The sequence below is a fragment of the Oceanobacillus luteolus genome (assembly GCF_042678205.1).
GTDB lineage: Bacteria > Bacillota > Bacilli > Bacillales > Amphibacillaceae > Oceanobacillus > Oceanobacillus luteolus.
In genome coordinates, this window is record NZ_JBHUDE010000165.1 from 37895 (window position 1) to 54691 (window position 16797).

The following is a 16797-nucleotide window of genomic DNA, read 5'->3' on the forward strand; positions in this document are numbered from 1 at the left end:
AGTATATGTTAAAAACGCTTAATCAAAAAGTCAGTCTTGTATTGTTTGCTATTGCACTATTGTATCTCATATACGCATATCAGATTCCTTCATTTCCCTATACGGTAGTTGATGCGGATGTTATACCTAAAGTTCTAGGTTATTTATTATTGATACTCTCCGTTTTCTTGTTTTTCATAAAGGATGAAGAATCTGAGGAGCAGAAAGCAAGACGCAATATACCAAAAAAAGAAGTAGGTATGTTATTGGGAGTAGGCGGTCTAATTATTCTTTACATTATATTTTTGGAAATATTAGGGTTTGTTTTTGTAACTGCTTTATTTATATTTCTTTGCTCTAGATTTCTTGGATATAAAAATTATTTAGCTAATGTACTCGTATCGATCATACTTCCGGTTAGTTTATATTTGATGTTTACACAGCTTCTGAGAATTAGTTTACCAAGTGGCATCTTGCCTTTTTAAGGAGGGAAATATATGGGTTCATTAGAGGGTATTATTACAGGGTTTCAGACTGCACTTAGTGTAGAGGCAATTTTCTTCGTATTAATAGGAGTATTTGTAGGTACTATTATCGGCATGTTACCAGGTTTAGGGCCTATAAGTGCAATTGCTGTCATGATTCCAATGACATTTGGAATGGAACCAAGTATTGCATTGATAATGATGGCTGGAGTATATTATGGAGCTATTTTTGGGGGTTCTACCTCATCTATTCTCTTAAATGCACCTGGTGTTTCTGGCACCGTTGCTACTGCTTTTGATGGTTATCCAATGGCGCAGCAAGGAAAAGCAGGTAAGGCTCTTGCAATTGCAGCTATAGCCTCCTTCGTCGGTGGAACAGTCAGTGTCATTTTATTGATGTTATTAGCTCCAGCACTTTCCAGTGTCGCCATATCTTTTGGTCCGCCTGCATATTTTGCCCTAATGGTTTTAGGTTTAACGGCCATCGCCAGCTTATCTGAAGGATCTACAACTAAAGCATTAATATCTGCGGTCGCTGGCTTTATGGTTGTAACGATTGGAATTGATGCCCAAACCGGAACGCAAAGGTTTACATTTGGAAGCATTAATCTGCTTGATGGTATAGATTTCTTAGTTATTGCGTTAGGGCTCTTTGCTATAGCAGAGGTCTGTACATTAGTTTTAAATCGTAAGGATACATCACTAAAAAAATTCCACAATATAGGAAGTTTAAGACTTTCTAAAAAAGACTTCAAGGAAATGTCAGGCCCCATGTCAAGACAATCTCTTCTAGGCTTTCTTATAGGTGTTTTGCCTGGTGCTGGAGCGACAATCGCTTCATTTATTGCGTACATTTCTGAGAAAAGAATTGCGAAGAAGCCTGAAGAATTCGGAAAGGGTTCTGTTAAGGGTCTGACTGCTCCGGAGACTGCAAATAATGCAGCGACGAGCGGGGCTTTTGTTCCTTTGTTAAGTTTAGGTATTCCGGGATCCGGGACAACTGCAGTAATGCTTGGAGCATTTCTTGTAATGGGTGTACAGCCGGGACCAATGTTAATGACGGAGCGTCCGGAAATATTTTGGGGAGTAATTGCGAGTATGTATATCGGTAATATTTTTCTACTCATACTAAACTTGCCGTTGATCCCGTATTTTGCAAAGGTTTTAAAAATTCCTCGTCCAATGCTTATTTCGCTGGTCATCGTATTTAGTATGATTGGTGTTTATGCAGTAAGTTTTAACACATTTGATTTATATATGCTTCTCTTATTTGGAGCAATTGGATTTATTATGAGACTGTTTTCTTTCCCGGCACCTCCATTTATTTTAGCATTCATTCTTGGTGGCATGATGGAACAGTCGTTTAGACAATCATTAACAATCTCGAACGGAGATTTAATGATTTTTATTACTAACCCAATCTCATGTGCGCTATTAATTATTTCGCTGCTATCATTTGTATTTCCGCTGATCGGGGTAGTAAGGAAAAAGAAAGGTAATTAAAGTTGAATAAAGTAATGCGGACCATATTACTGAACCGAAACTTAACCTTAACGTTCATAACTATACTAATTATAGTAGGTTTAATTTCTTTAATACCGGTCCCTGATTATTTTACGAGAGAACAACAATGGACAATCTTGGTTTTATTATTTGCAATCTTTTTATGGGTCGCAAGCCCGATTCCTACAGCAGCAAGTAGTCTGCTTATTATTTCATTATTAATATTATTGAACTTAGTAGATACAGTAGAAGAAGCCTTAATAGGCTTCTTGACGCCTGCTTTATACTTTATTTTAGTTCTATCACTTATAAGTAATGCTCTCGTAAAAATTGATGTTGACCGGGTTTTTGCTAGATTGCTAGTTAAATTCAGCAAAGGTGGTCCTCTCCATCTAGTAATTAGTTTACCGGTCATTGTTTTATTTATGCCGATTGTACTTCCTTCAGCGGTTGCGAGATTTAAAATGATGCTGCCTCTTATATACAGTTTAAATAATTATTATGGGTACGACAGGCAAAGTGTTTTTAATAAATACAGTGTTTATTTAATCGGTATGGTGAACCAGAATGCCACAATTGTAATATTTACTGGTGGAGGTTTTCCCATTCTTGCTCATCAATTGTTGAAAGATTATCAGATTGCCAATCTTAGTTGGATAGAATGGGTTTTAATGATGGGACCTCCATTATGGATAGGTTCAATAATCATGGTGTTCATTATTTTTAACTACCTGAAGTTACTGTATCCAAAGAGTAATTTTAAAAGAGTAGCAACTACAGAAATATTGGGTCTGAAAAATGATAAACTGCCTCCAAAGTTTTGGGTTACATTATTAAGTTTTTTAATAATGATTTTTGTTTGGATTGTTACCGATGAAGACAGAGTTCCGCTCATTTTGCCACCTATGCTCCTTATTGCATTTTATGCTATACCGAAGATGGGTCTTGTTACAAATAAAATGGTCCAGGCCTATGATTGGGAAAACTTCTTAATGCTAGGAGCTTCTTTTTCTTTAGGTGGAGTATTGATGAAAAACGGAACAGCCGATACAATAGCCCATTTATTAATCAGTTTTATGCCAGTCGACACAGGGATGACGTTAAAAATAATCATTGTAGCTGCGATTATCTTCCTTTTGCGCTTTTTATTTATCGTGCCTTCCGCAGCTTTAGTAGTTATCTTTCCGATTGTAATGTCATACTCTGATTTGCTGGGAATACCAGAGTTTCAACTAGCTTTCTTAGTCATCTTAATAGTTGGGAGTATGATGGTACTTCCGATTCATACAACGACAACTTATCTTGCATTTGAAACACAGGTACTGACTAAAAAAGAGCAATATACCATTGGTTTTGTTTTTAGTTTGGTGTTTATGATTATCTCTATTTTGTCTGCATTATATTTTTGGTAAAGGAGAACAAAGATGAAGCAAAAGACTGACTCTCTATTAGTAGAAATAGCAGATTACGTGGTTGATGGGAAAATTGAAAGTGCTGAAGCAATGGAGACTGCAAAGAACGTATTAATTGATACTTTAGGATGTGGTTTATTAGCTTTACGCTATCCTGATTGTACAAAACATTTAGGTCCAATAGTTCCGGGAACACATGTACCAAATGGAAGTAGAGTTCCCGGCACTCAAATTGAGTTGGATCCGGTGCAGGCTGCATTCAATATAGGAACGATTATCCGTTGGTTGGATTTTAATGATACTTGGTTAGCTAAAGAATGGGGACATCCTTCTGATAATCTGGGAGGCATTTTGGCAGTTGCTGATTATATCAGTCGAAAAAATGTCTCAGAAGGCAAAGAGCCACTGACTATGGAAGATGTGTTAATTGCAATGGTGAAGGCACACGAAATACAAGGTGTATTAGCGCTGGAAAATAGTCTAAATCGAGTCGGTTTAGATCATGTGTTGTTTGTAAAGGTTGCTACTACAGCTATTGTAACAGGCATGCTCGGTGGTACGAAGCAAGAAGTAATTAACGCAGTATCCAATGCATGGATTGATAATTCGAGTCTTCGAACATATCGGCAATTCCCTAATGCAGGCTCAAGAAAATCCTGGGCAGCAGGTGATGCAACGAGCAGAGGTGTAAGACTAGCGCTAATGGCTGTGAAGGGGGAGATGGGCTATTCCACTGCATTATCCGCTCCGACCTACGGATTCGAAGATGTGCTGTTTAACGGGAATAAGTTAACGTTAGCACAGCCATTTGGCTCTTACGTCATGGAAAATATTTTATTCAAAGTATCTTATCCTGCCGAATTTCACGGACAAACAGCAGCAGAATGTGCTGTTATTCTGCATGAAGAAATTAAAGAGCGATTAGAAGAAATAGAAAAGATTGAAATAACAACTCACGAGTCTGCTATTCGGATTATTGATAAGCAAGGTCCTCTACATAATCCTGCTGATAGAGACCATTGTTTACAATACATCACTGCCATTGGCTTAATCTTTGGTGATATCGTTGCTGACCACTATGAAGACGAAGTAGCTACAAACCCGTTAATTGATCAGCTTAGAGAAAAAATGGTGGTTGTTGAGGATAAACAATATTCAGAGGATTACTTAGACCCGGCGAAACGTTCGATAGCAAATGCTGTTCAAGTATTTTTCCGAGATGGTTCAAAAACTGAAAAAGTAGAGAGACAATATCCGCTCGGACATCGCTTCAGAAGAGAAGAGGCGATTCCAAAGTTGGAAGAAAAGTTTGTTGCAAACTTAGAAACTCGTTATCCAGAAAAACAAGTTAAAGAAATTTATGAGGTTTCTACCAATCTTGAAACCTTGAAAACCATACCTGTACATGAGTTTATGCAAAAGATGGTTATATAAGGAGATGATCTGATGACCTGGTTTATCGAGAAGCATTCGACTCAAGAAGAACTTGCCGATCAATTCATGGAATTGGTACTTGAAGATGAAATTTTTAAGATACCAGGAGCCCATGATGGAATGGCCGCTCTAATAGCAAAAGAAGCTGGTTTCCAATCTTTATATCTATCAGGAGCTGCGTTTACGGCAAGCAAGGGGCTTCCTGACCTAGCTGTAATGAATTCTAATGAGTTAGCGGAAAGGGCGGAGGAACTCATTCGGGCTTCAAATCTTCCGGTGTTAGTTGATATTGATACAGGTTTTGGAGGGGTATTGAACACGATTCGTACAGCATTGGAAATGTATGAAAAGAGAGTGGCTGCTGTCCAAATAGAGGACCAGCAGTTACCAAAAAAATGTGGTCACTTGGATGGGAAACAATTAGTGCCCATCGAAGAATTAGTACAAAAAATTAAAGCGATTAAAGAAATTACACCTACATTAGTCGTCGTGGCAAGGACGGATGCGGTAAGTGTAGAAGGTGTAGAATCTGCAGTTCAACGTGCGCAGGCATATTTCGATGCCGGAGCAGATGTGATTTTTACAGAAGCCTTGACAACAGAAGATGATTTTAAGCTTTTCAAGGAGAAAATTGGTGCTCCGCTACTTGCAAATATGACTGAATTTGGGAAAACTCCGTATTATTCAGCGCAGGACTTTGAAGAATTCGGCTATAATGTCGTTATTTACCCTGTAACTTCTTTAAGGGTGGCAGCTAAAGCATATGAGCGAGTGTATAATGAGATTATGGTTAAAGGTACCCAGAAAGAAATGCTGAATGATATGCAAACACGGAAAGAGCTTTATGAAACGATAAGGTATTTTGATTACGAAGACTTAGATAATAGAATAGCAAAAACTACTGTTCAAGAGTATTATGATTGATTTAAGAAGTGATACATTAACTCAACCTACTGAAGCGATGCGAGAAGCAATGTATAAAGCTGAGGTTGGGGATGATGGCAGGACAAATCCAAACGGGGTTGGAGAAGATCCAACCGTTTATGCACTTGAGACATTTGCCAGTAATCTTACTGGTAAGGAAGCGGCTTTGTTTTGTAATAGTGGCACAATGGCAAATTATATCAGTTTACTTTCTTACTGCAAACGAGGAGATAAAGTACTATTAAGTCGTAAAAGTCATATTTTTCGTAGCGAAAAAGCTCCGTTCATGAAAGGTTTATTTGGGCTTATACCTGTTTTCTACGAAGAAAATAATTATGGTATACCTGACCTTAATAGTATTGAACAGATAATTGATTCTGAAGACATTAAAGTCATTTGCTTAGAAAATACTCATAATTACTATGGTGGTACATGTATTCCGCTGGATACTTTACAAGAGATAAGCTTACTGGCAATAAAGAAGGCAATACCATTGTTTATGGATGGTGCAAGAATATTTAATGCATCGGTTGCATTAAATAACTCTTTGAAAGAATTATGCATGCCAGTTGATTCTCTTACTTTTTGCTTATCGAAAGGACTGGGGGCGCCAGTAGGTTCGTTGGTTTGTGGTAAGTCCACTTTTATCAATAAAGCCAGAAGTGTACGTAAACTTCTCGGTGGGAATATGAGACAATCCGGTATTATTGCGGCTGCAGGTATTGAGGCACTACAAAACTATAGAGTAAGATTAATGGAAGATCATAGAAAGACACGTATGCTTACAGAAAAGTTAAGGCTTAATAGTTTGGTAACCATTGATCTTAATAAGGTACAAACGAATATCATTACAGTCGACTTCTCTCAAAGCGGTATAAAATCAAATCAGATAGAAAAAGATTTATTCAGGCGAGGATTGGCTGTTAAGAGAATGGATGAGAGTTGTATTCGATTAACAATGTATGCTGATATTAATAAAAGACAAATTTCGGAAGCGGCAGAGATACTAAATAAATATATATTTGAAATTAGTTGAATGGAAATGGAAATCTTGTTTTAGAATCGTTTTTTGTCATTCAAACCTTTGATTGTCGTCATATTAATCTAAGAAGCCGAACATTCAGCTTTACTGCTCTGAATGTCCGGCTATGTTAATTCTTTTATTAATTTCTCTAATTGCTTTACTCTATCTTCCAGTTCCACAATTTCTTTTTGCATTTTATCCTTATCTGCTTGATATTCTTGCTGGGATTGAATCTCAGCTTCTAAATCAGCATTTAACTGTATGATTGCCCCGAGGGTAGATAAAGCACCACCAAAAGTTGAGATGATTCCACCTAATATTCCCAGTACTATCCCAGTAGTATCAACAGGTTGAAAGGTATCTCTAGGAGTTTGAATAGCTGCAGTTTCTGAAGTGCTTACTGGGGTGACTGCGGTTATTCGTTGATCTTCACTCATATGCTTCCCCCCCAAAGTTTTGTCATAAGCTAGGCTTATTAATTATCTTAATCCATTTTATAATATTCATTGTAAGCGAAAGGTGTTCTATAAATTTGAGGGAGTACCCAGCAGTATCATCAAAACTGTCAATTACTCATTCAGCCCAGCATTTCATTAATAGATGTATTGCCTCTTGTAACTCTTCCTCCCTGATACCTGCAAAGCCCAAAAGAATGATTGGATAGTCTCCGGTTTGTTTTTCCATCACATAGGAGGAGAGAGGGTAAATTTTAAGTTGAGCTTTTGCTGCTTTGCTGACCAATTCTTCTTCCGATAGGCCATTTCTAACCCTAAGTACCACATGAAATCCTGAGAAATCACCAGTTACTTCAACTACATTATTATAATCTTTTAATGTCTCCAACGTAATTTCCATTTTGCGCCGATACACATTACGCATGCGGTTCAGATGCCTTTCAAAATCACCTTCCTGCATGAATTGTGCCAAAATATGTTGATCTATCCGAGAAACTGAGCATTGGAAATAAGATAATTTTTCCTTGTAAAGTGTTGTTAACTGTTTTGGCAGTACCATATAGCTGATTCGGATTGATGGAATTAATGATTTGGAAAAGGTTCCTAAATAGACGACTTTTTCATTTTGATCCATGCTCTGCAATGAAGGAATCGATTTACCTGTATAGCGAAATTCACTGTCATAATCATCTTCAATGATATAACGATTATCCTTATCTGCAGCCCAGTTCAGTAATTTGATACGTCGGTTGGCTGAGAGTACAGAGCCGAACGGAAATTGACGTGAAGGAGTGACGTACATAATATCAATCGGCGTATGAGCCAACTCATCCACTTTTACTCCTCTGTCATCAACTTCTAAAGGATAAGCTTTATTAGGGTAATGCTTTAACATCCGCGACATGACATAGTAACCCGGATTTTCCACTCCATATGTTGTTTCACTGCCCATCAGCAAGATGAATTGTTGCAGAAGTGTTTCAATACCTGCCCCTAGAATGATATCGTCTGGTGAGCATTGCACCCCCCTCGCTTGATAAAGGTAAGTGGCGATTTCTTCACGCAATATAAGTTCTCCTTGTGGATCCCCCATAAGGAGCAAATGTTGATTTTCATTATCAATGGTTCTCTTTGCATACTTTCTCCATTTCGTAAAAGGAAAATGTTCTGTATCGATTCGGCTTGGGTGGAAATCGTAGCGGATATGTTCATTCACCTCAGGTTTTGATTGAGTTGTCTTTTCAAGCTGTACATATTCCAAATCTTCATAAGCTAGAACAAAATATCCTCTTCTTGGTCTGGATTCGATAAATCCTTCTGCTACTAATTGGTCGTAAGCTTGTTCCACTGTATTTTGGCTGATGTTAAGGAAATCCGAAAGTTTCCGTTTAGATGGTAATTTTGTATGATGAGAAATTTTTCCTTCCATAATTTCTTTTTTAATGTATTCATACAGTTGCTCATAAAGTGGTATTCCGTTTCCACGTTCTAAATGGCAAGTGAGCATGTTCATATTTCTCTCCTCCAAACTGACCCTGTTAATTCTTGTGAAACTGATACTTTTAATAGTACCACAAATTCTTTACAATTAATTAAAATTCGAAAAAATCAAAGGAGTGTTCTATTTGACAATTCAAACTATTACAAAGCACGCAGAAACATTGGAGAAAATTAAATCTGGCGGTGTGATCATGGATGTGGTCAATGCTGAACAAGCTAAAGTTGCAGAAGAAAGCGGTGCGATTGCTGTAATGGCTCTAGAACGGGTACCTTCAGATATTCGCGCGGCTGGTGGAGTAGCTCGGATGGCTGACCCACGTATTGTTGAAGAAGTGATGCAAGCAGTTAGTATTCCTGTCATGGCAAAAGTTCGGATTGGCCATATTTCTGAAGCTCGAGTATTGGAGAGCATGGGCGTCGATTTCATTGATGAAAGCGAAGTACTGACTCCTGCAGATGAAGAGTTCCATTTATTAAAAAGTGATTATGATGTCCCGTTTGTTTGTGGTGCAAGAGATTTAGGAGAAGCAGCAAGACGCATTGCGGAAGGTGCGCTGATGATTCGCACGAAGGGTGAACCTGGAACAGGGAATATCGTTGAAGCGGTCCGTCATATGCGTAAAGTTCAAGCAGAAGTCCGTAAAGTGACGATAATGAGTGATGATGAGTTGATGACGGAAGCAAAAAAACTTGGTGCTCCATATGAATTGCTGAAGCAAATTAAATCTGAAGGAAGACTACCGGTATCGAACTATGCTGCAGGCGGGGTAGCAACTCCTGCAGATGCTGCATTAATGATGGAACTAGGTGCGGATGGAGTATTTGTTGGTTCCGGCATTTTTAAATCTGAAAATCCGGAGAAGTTCGCTAAAGCAATAGTTAAGGCGACGGCAAATTATCAAGATTATGAGTTGATTGGACAACTATCCAAAGAATTGGGTAGTGCAATGAAAGGAATCGACATTTCAAAATTAAGTTTAGAGGAAAGAATGCAGGAGCGTGGTTGGTAGAAGCTTCTCTTCGTTAGAAATAAGAAAGGAGTACGGATATATCTAGTCCGCACTCCTTTTCTGATTATTTTCTTTTCCCTTTCAGGTCCACGCCGATTGCTGCACCTTCTCTTCTAAAATCGGCAACACCTTTGAATAATCCATTATGATGATCAATTTGGATGCTTTGTACATTTCCAATTGTTGTTGAACTGGTTCCAAAACGATGCCCCATTCTACGAAGTTCCTGCAACACATCTTCCGGGATACCTTCTTCATAACGGTATGAATTTAAATTATTAGTATAGATTCTAGGTTCTTCTATAGCATCCTCAAGTTCCTGACCGTACTCCAGTGTGTTGATAATGGTTTGCAGAACTGAAGTAATGATTGTAGGACCGCCTGGAGATCCCACTGTCAACATTGGTTCTCCATTCTCGAACACGATAGTTGGGGTCATACTGCTTAGTGGGCGCTTATTCGGTTGGACTTCATTAGCTCCACCAGGTATCGCATCAAAGTCAGTTAGTTCGTTGTTCAGTAAGATGCCGTATCCAGGTACCATAATCCCTGAACCAAATACTTGTTCAATGGTAGAGGTGTAAGAGACGACATTGCCATAACGGTCAGCGACGGTGAAATGGGTTGTTTCACCTATTTTATCATTTGCTGGTTGTTCAACTTGCTCATAATTTGGTGTTGTTTGTTCATATTTCCATGGATCACCTGCAGTTGGATTTTGATTCACTTTGTTTAAATCGATTAGAGATCGACGTTCACTGATGTATTCTGGGTGAAGCAGGCCGTCCACTGGGACTTCTACAAATTCAGGGTCGCCTGCATAAGCGGCACGGTCTGCGTAGGATAGATGCATTGCTTCAGCAAGCAAATGGTATTTTTCCCAGGATTTCATATCATATTGTGATAAATCAAATCCATCTAGAATTCCAAGCATTTGAAGCAGAAAGACTCCTCCCGAGCTTGGTGGCGGCATGCTCGCAATCTCATAACCTTGGAACTCGCCCCAAATTGGTTCATCTATTGTAATGTCATAGACTGCTAGGTCGTCTGAAGTCATAGAACCGCCGAATTCGCGCACTGTTTCGGACAATGCATCAGCAATTTCCCCGTGATAGAATGCATCTACACCGCGAGAACGGATTAATTGTAGTGTATTCGCCAGGTCTTCTTGGATGAGAAGCTCACCCTCTTGGAGAGGTTCCCCATTCGGTAAAAACACCTCTGCGGCTGCACTCCTAAGAAGTTTATCTTGATTATCTTTAATATCCTTCGCAAGGATTCTATTCACCGGAAATCCTTTTTTGGCAAGCTTAATGGCTGGTGCAATCAATTGTTGGAATGGCCGAGAGCCCCAGCGGTTATGAGCTTCTTCCAGTCCTTTCAATGTTCCGGGTACACCTACTGCGTTTCCGTGCTGAACCCGTTCATCGAAAGGAATTGGATCGCCATTTTCATCTAAAAACATATCTGGTGTAGCGCCAGCTGGAGCTCTTTCACGACTGTTAATGATGGTAGTTTCTTCCGTTTCCCCGTCATAAACCATCATAAATCCTCCGCCACCAATCCCAGACATCATAGGCTCTGTAACATTTAATGCAAATTGGATAGCAATCGCAGCATCTACTGCATTTCCATTCGTTCTCAATACTTCTGCACCAATAGCAGAGGCTAAGGGATGTGAAGTGGAGACCATTCCTCCATTTGCTACAGCGACTCGTTCGTAATTATCATAATCTGTATCGTAATTTTTCGCTGAATGTAGCTGTGGAAAACCTGCCATTGTCATTAGAACAATTAATGAAATGATTAAAGTGCGGTAAAAAAATCTCCCCATTGTTCTCCTCCTCGTAATTAACTCTTTAGAAATGCTTGTGAACTGGATGTACTCTTATAAAAGCAATCTACATAAACAACTCCTTCCGACAAAAAATAGACTTATAGTGTAAGATTCGTGTCATTTCTTATTTTTCCTGCCAAATTTTCCAAAACGATGCTATTGGCCTGCTTGGTTACTTTCTTCGGGAGTTTTATACTGAGGCGTAAAGCATGAATGAGATGCAAGGGTATGTCGTACTTCAGCTTAAGAATGCACAAACTAGGAATTTTCTCTTTTGTTAATTTTCAGTTACAATAGTGGCTAACAAATCAAATAGGATGGAGTGTCATATGAAGCAACTTTACAGCGATGTCGTTCAGTTTCGTGGTACTCATTATGAATATGGGATTATGCTGGGGAACCAAATAAAAGATTCTCTTGTTATGAAGAATAGGGAAAGAATCTGGAAGATTCGACAGCCGCGGTTTACAGTGGATCAACAGGAAACAAAGAAGATGATTAAAATGTATGCACCAGGAATATGGGAAGAAATTGAAGGGTTACAAGATGCATTAAAAGCTCCAATGCAAATCATTTTACGAGACTTTTCTGGATATCGGATTCCTATTGAGCGGAGTGGCTGTTCCATTGTGACTGGGACAGACTTCATGGTGAGAAATTATGATTTTCATCCAAAAACTTATGAAGGAAGATACCATATCTATCAGCCGACGGATACGGGCTATGCGACGATTGGACCAGCGCAGCGAGTTACTGGACGTATGGATGGAATGAATGAACAGGGGCTTGTGATGGGGTATAATGCAATCAATCGTAAAAAACCAGGAAATGGATTTGTTTGTTGGATGATTGGCCGGATGCTCTTGGAAACTTGCGCCAGTGTGGAAGAAGCGGTTCAGTTTTTAAAGGAAATTCCCCATCGCCATAGTTTCAGCTATGTCGTCCTAGACCCGAATGAAGAGACTTATATCATTGAAACGAGTCCAAGGAAAGTTGCGGTTCGAAAAGGTAATGCTTGTACGAATCACTTTGAGACATTACATGAAGAAAACCGTCGTTACTTAGTTGATTCTCAAAATCGTTTGAAGACAATAATCGAAAATAGAACGACAAAATATGTAGAAGATGCTTTTCGTTTTATGAATGATCCTCATCAAAATGTTTTCGCTAAGGAGTATAAAAGTTGGGCGGGAACAATCCATACATCAGCTTATTTGCCGAAAGAAAAACAGGCATGGATTGCACTCGGTGAAAGTGGTGAACCGGTGAAATTTGATTTTAAAGGCTGGGTAGAAGGAGAGGACGCTAACATAGACTCAATCAAAGGTGAAGTAGACACAGAAATCGGTTTTGCCCATATGGATGATGGACTTCGTTAAAAAAGCCAATCAGATTGTTCTGATTGGCCTTTAATATTTCAGCGAATGGATTTCTACGTTTTGGTTTGTTTTAATCGTTTCAATAAATTTTTGGAGGGTTGTCGTAAGATAAGTATCTTCTCTACGAATGAACATTGTCTTCACTTTACTGTATTGATCAGGTAAAGAATAGGTCCGGATGAGTCCGCTATCTTCTAAATGTATGACAGATGATTTTGGTACAAAGGCGATACCGAGACCTACGACTACACTTCGTAAAATCGTTTCTAGTGTTCCGAATTCCATTACTTTAGTAGGTCGGATTCCTTGGTCTGCATACCAATTTTCCAGGCGTGCCCTATATCCACATCCTTTAGTGAAACAAAGGACCGGCTCTTTCTCTGTTGCTTCAAAAGCATTCACTTGACTACTGGAAATGAGGACAAGTTCCTCCTCAAATACTTCCTCTGTAATTATTTCAGAAGAAAATGGCCCATCGGTAACAAAGGCACCGTCTAATTGATGATCCATTACTTTTTTCTCCAGCTGTTCGGTTACTCCTGAAAATAAAGAGAGCTCTACATTTTTGTACTTTTTATCAAATGAGGCTAATATATTTGGGAGTTGAAAAACCGTTTCAATTGTTCCGATTTCAAGTTTGCCGGATGGTTCTTCTTTACTCTGGACAACTTTCTTCATTTCATCTGTGAGTGACATGATTTTCTCACTATATGTCATTAACTTCTTCCCCTCAGGTGTCAATGTCATACCTCGGCGGTGACGATTGAATAACGGAGTATTCATTTCTCTTTCCAACTTCTGAATCCTGGAAGTGATATTGGATTGTACATAATTCAATGCTTTTGCAGCATCGGTAATTGTCCCTTTCTCAGCCACCATCTGAAAGATCTCCAAGTCTTTAAACTCCATATGCTGTCCCCCCTTACTCACTCTTGTTTATGATATCAATAATAATGATGATTGTCATCAAATTGATTCATTTTACAAGATATCTAAAGGGCTTGATAATGATGGTATAAATACAAAAGGGGAGAAAAAACAGAAATGAAGAATAGTGTGTGGTTTGGGGCAATTCTTTGCTTCATTGCTGCAGCTTCTTGGGGAGCAATGTTCCCAGTAGCTCATTCAGCATTTAAGCATATTGATCCATTTTATTTCACCATCATTCGCTACGTATCGGTAACGGTTATTTTAGTAGCGATTTTATTTTGGAAAGAAGGAAAGCAGGCTTTTCGTTTCGAAGGCAAAGGTAAGCAGCTCTGGTTCTACGGTACGATGGCGTTTACCGTTTACAATCTATTGATCTTTTGGGGAGAAGATTTATTAGGTGAGCCTGGGATAATGGTAGCTTCCGTTATGGAAGCGCTGATGCCGATGATTTCCATCGTCATTGCATCTATCTTATATAAACGATTTCCTCAGCCTATAACGTTGATTTTTGTCATTATAGCCTTCGTAGGTGCTATATTGGTGATCACAAAAGGAAATATCCAGTCCTTTCTCGGAGCAACAACGGATATGATTCCTTCATTATTGATTCTAATCGCGGTAATCGGTTGGGTTGTTTATACAATGGGAGGACCACAGTTTGCAGGCTGGTCAGCCCTACGTTATTCCACATTAACTTGTTTACTTGGTACATTGACTGCAGTAATTATTGTTGCAGCCTTAACGATTATAGGATTTATATCTGTTCCTTCCATTGAAACCGTTATTGTTACAGCACCGCATTCATTATTTATGATTATATTCCCAGGGGTAATTGCACTCCTAGGCTGGAATGTAGGAGTTAACATTTTATCCCCACTGAACGCCTTGTTATTCATTAACTTTGTTCCGATTACAACTTTAACGATTTCCATTATCCAAGGCAGTTCAATCACTATCTTTGATTACCTCGGTACGATCTTTATTATCGTATCCTTAGTTGGTAATAATATTTATTTAAGAATGTCTGAACGGAAGGATTCCAAACAGGAAAACGCCCGGCTTGTTGAAAGGCCATCTTCCTAAGACTTTACCTGAGAGGCTTACCCGTTTCCATAGTGGAATGGGGGCCTCTTTTTTATTTCCTTATATTCATCAAGTATTTAAATGGATTTTTTGGTTATATTATCACCAGAACAATGAGATAAACCTATTTTAATTACTTAGATCAGAGGATGCTTATGTTTTAATCACCATTCGAGGTGGAAATCTAATAACAAAAGTGTAATAAAAAAGCTTGACGTGGGTATTGGTGAGATATCCATTGAAAAATAAGGAGGAAAATAGATGAGCTACGAATTTAAAGAAGAAGCAGGTCGTTTTGTTGCAATGGATGAACAAGGAAACCAAGCAGGGGAAGTGACATTTACAAGACAGGGTGACAATGTATTGGTTCTTGACCATACAGGAGTAGAAGAAAACCATCGTGGTCAAGGTTTGGCTGGTCAGCTCGTCCGTCAAGTAGTGGATAAAGCGAAAAGTGAAGATCTTAAAATTTCACCGACTTGTCCTTATGCTAAAAAACAATTTGAAAAAAACGAGGACTATCAGGCTGTGCAATATAAGTAAATGAACAATGATGTGATGTAAAGATTCTTTGACAAGTTCTGAATTTTGTCGAGGAATCTTTTATTCATTGGCTGTAGTGGGATGCTGTTTTTATATTACATTCCTCCTAAAGGAGCTAGTTGACATTTGGAATGTAGTTAGATAAAATAAACTTAATTAATAAATATGTAATTAAGAATAATTGAAATCATAAGGAGTCATTACTATATGAAAAAAACTGAAGGAATTCATCATATTACAGCTATTGTTGGTCATCCACAGGAAAATACTGATTTTTATGCCGGGATTTTAGGTTTACGATTAGTCAAGAAGACAGTAAACTTTGACGATCCGGGGACATATCATCTTTATTTTGGAGACGATGGAGGAAATCCTGGTACAATCATTACATTTTTTCCGTGGGTGAATGCATATCAAGGGAAAATTGGTGGCGGTCAAGTCGGCGTGACAACCTATGTTGTTCCTGTTGGGGCTCTGCCATTCTGGGAAAAACGGCTAGAAAAATTCAACATCCAATTTAGAAAAACAGAAAGATTTGGCGAAGTGTACTTGGAATTTGAAGACGTCCATGGCTTACATTTGGAATTGGTGGAAAGAGAAGAAGGAGATCGGAACAATTGGACGCATGGAGATGTCACGCCAGAAGTGGCGATAAAAGGGTTTGGAGGAGCAATATTATTATCGACAAATCCACAGAGCACAAGGGATACGCTAGAGAAAGTTATGGGCTTGGAGTTTATAGGTGAAGAGAATGATTTATTACGTTTTAAATCCAATGGTGAAATTGGAAATATTATTGATGTGAAAAAGACTTCAGTTGAACGGGGGCAAATGGGTGTAGGAACGGTGCATCATATCGCGTGGAGAGCAAAAGATGATGATGACCAGCTTGATTGGAAACAACATGTTGGTACAAATGGCTTCCTTGTGACTCCTGTTCAGGACAGAAACTATTTCAATGCAATATATTTTAGAGAGCATGGGGAGACTCTATTTGAAATTGCGACTGATCCACCAGGATTTGCACACGATGAATCCTATGAAACGATGGGGCAGGAACTAAAGCTTCCAGAACGTTACGAGATGTATCGTGAATCGTTAAACCAATCGTTGATTCCACTTGAAGTCAGAAATCTCGACAAGTAAGAATCGTATTCCTTGGGATAAACCTACAAATGTCATTATGGACTCCATCCAATTCCAGGAGGTTTGAAAAAAATATATAACCGAATTATTTATGACATGCTACAGAAGTAATTGAAAAAAAGAACGGAGAAATGTAAACTGGGGAAGGAACAA

The 16797-nt window shown here is 38.7% G+C and carries 15 protein-coding genes; 11 read left to right on the forward strand and 4 right to left on the reverse strand.

Translation table 11 applies throughout. From position 1 onward, the window contains the following. The first annotated feature begins 5 nt into the window (after positions 1–5). Genes ACFSBH_RS20170 through ACFSBH_RS20195 form a run of 6 tightly spaced genes read left to right on the forward strand, consistent with a single transcriptional unit; the run spans position 6 to position 6773 of the window. On the forward strand, positions 6–464 hold the full coding sequence (locus tag ACFSBH_RS20170) for a tripartite tricarboxylate transporter TctB family protein (RefSeq protein WP_251514455.1): 459 nt from the start codon (positions 6–8) through the stop codon (positions 462–464). Between the two features lie 12 nt (positions 465–476). Next, positions 477–1967, forward strand: a complete 1491-nt coding sequence (locus tag ACFSBH_RS20175) for a tripartite tricarboxylate transporter permease (protein WP_379599450.1) — start codon at positions 477–479, stop codon at positions 1965–1967. 2 nt (positions 1968–1969) lie between these two features. Then, the gene (locus ACFSBH_RS20180) at positions 1970–3379 is read left to right on the forward strand and encodes an SLC13 family permease (protein WP_251514457.1); all 1410 of its coding nucleotides are present in this window, start codon (positions 1970–1972) and stop codon (positions 3377–3379) included. Positions 3380–3391: 12 nt separating this feature from the next. Further along, the gene (locus ACFSBH_RS20185; protein WP_251514458.1) at positions 3392–4813 is read left to right on the forward strand and encodes a bifunctional 2-methylcitrate dehydratase/aconitate hydratase; all 1422 of its coding nucleotides are present in this window, start codon (positions 3392–3394) and stop codon (positions 4811–4813) included. Between the two features lie 12 nt (positions 4814–4825). Next, positions 4826–5737 carry a methylisocitrate lyase gene (prpB, locus tag ACFSBH_RS20190; protein ID WP_251514459.1) on the forward strand — a complete coding sequence of 304 codons (912 nt, stop codon included), beginning with the start codon at positions 4826–4828 and terminating at the stop codon, positions 5735–5737. Then, entirely contained in the window at positions 5730–6773 is a 1044-nt protein-coding gene (locus ACFSBH_RS20195; RefSeq protein ID WP_251514460.1) for a GntG family PLP-dependent aldolase, read from the forward strand. Before prpB ends, ACFSBH_RS20195 begins: the two co-directional genes overlap by 8 nt. 110 nt (positions 6774–6883) lie before the next feature. Here the strand turns inward: ACFSBH_RS20195 and ACFSBH_RS20200 are convergent, their stop codons facing one another. Both ACFSBH_RS20200 and pdxR read right to left on the reverse strand, forming a co-directional pair. After that, positions 6884–7198 carry a BREX-1 system adenine-specific DNA-methyltransferase PglX gene (locus tag ACFSBH_RS20200; RefSeq protein ID WP_251514461.1) on the reverse strand — a complete coding sequence of 105 codons (315 nt, stop codon included), beginning with the start codon at positions 7196–7198 and terminating at the stop codon, positions 6884–6886. Positions 7199–7334: 136 nt separating this feature from the next. Beyond that, entirely contained in the window at positions 7335–8729 is a 1395-nt protein-coding gene (gene pdxR / locus ACFSBH_RS20205) for a MocR-like pyridoxine biosynthesis transcription factor PdxR (RefSeq protein ID WP_251514462.1), read from the reverse strand. Between the two features lie 112 nt (positions 8730–8841). Between pdxR and pdxS the strand changes: the two genes are divergently transcribed. Then, a complete protein-coding gene (gene pdxS, locus ACFSBH_RS20210) occupies positions 8842–9726 on the forward strand; it encodes a pyridoxal 5'-phosphate synthase lyase subunit PdxS (RefSeq protein ID WP_285853729.1) in 885 nt (294 codons plus the stop codon). 64 nt (positions 9727–9790) lie between these two features. On the opposite strand, the gene ggt is transcribed toward pdxS, so the two are convergent. Continuing rightward, the gene (gene ggt, locus ACFSBH_RS20215; RefSeq protein WP_379599469.1) at positions 9791–11506 is read right to left on the reverse strand and encodes a gamma-glutamyltransferase; all 1716 of its coding nucleotides are present in this window, start codon (positions 11504–11506) and stop codon (positions 9791–9793) included. A gap of 386 nt (positions 11507–11892) precedes the next feature. Here ggt and ACFSBH_RS20220 point away from each other — a divergent pair, with 386 nt between their 5' ends. Continuing rightward, a complete protein-coding gene (locus tag ACFSBH_RS20220; RefSeq protein WP_251514463.1) occupies positions 11893–12942 on the forward strand; it encodes a C45 family autoproteolytic acyltransferase/hydolase in 1050 nt (349 codons plus the stop codon). Positions 12943–12972: 30 nt separating this feature from the next. Here the strand turns inward: ACFSBH_RS20220 and ACFSBH_RS20225 are convergent, their stop codons facing one another. Next, complete coding sequence (locus tag ACFSBH_RS20225; RefSeq protein ID WP_251514464.1) at positions 12973–13851, reverse strand: LysR family transcriptional regulator; 879 nt, start codon at positions 13849–13851, stop codon at positions 12973–12975. 135 nt (positions 13852–13986) lie between these two features. On the opposite strand from ACFSBH_RS20225, the gene ACFSBH_RS20230 reads away from it, so the two are divergent. From ACFSBH_RS20230 to ACFSBH_RS20240, 3 genes are all read left to right on the forward strand, one after another. Continuing rightward, positions 13987–14955: a DMT family transporter gene (locus ACFSBH_RS20230; RefSeq protein WP_251514465.1), complete on the forward strand. Its 969-nt coding sequence runs from the start codon at positions 13987–13989 to the stop codon at positions 14953–14955. Positions 14956–15216: 261 nt separating this feature from the next. Next, positions 15217–15498: a GNAT family N-acetyltransferase gene (locus ACFSBH_RS20235; RefSeq protein WP_251514466.1), complete on the forward strand. Its 282-nt coding sequence runs from the start codon at positions 15217–15219 to the stop codon at positions 15496–15498. Positions 15499–15705: 207 nt separating this feature from the next. Next, positions 15706–16644: a ring-cleaving dioxygenase gene (locus ACFSBH_RS20240; RefSeq protein WP_251514467.1), complete on the forward strand. Its 939-nt coding sequence runs from the start codon at positions 15706–15708 to the stop codon at positions 16642–16644. The last annotated feature ends 153 nt before the right edge of the window (positions 16645–16797 follow it).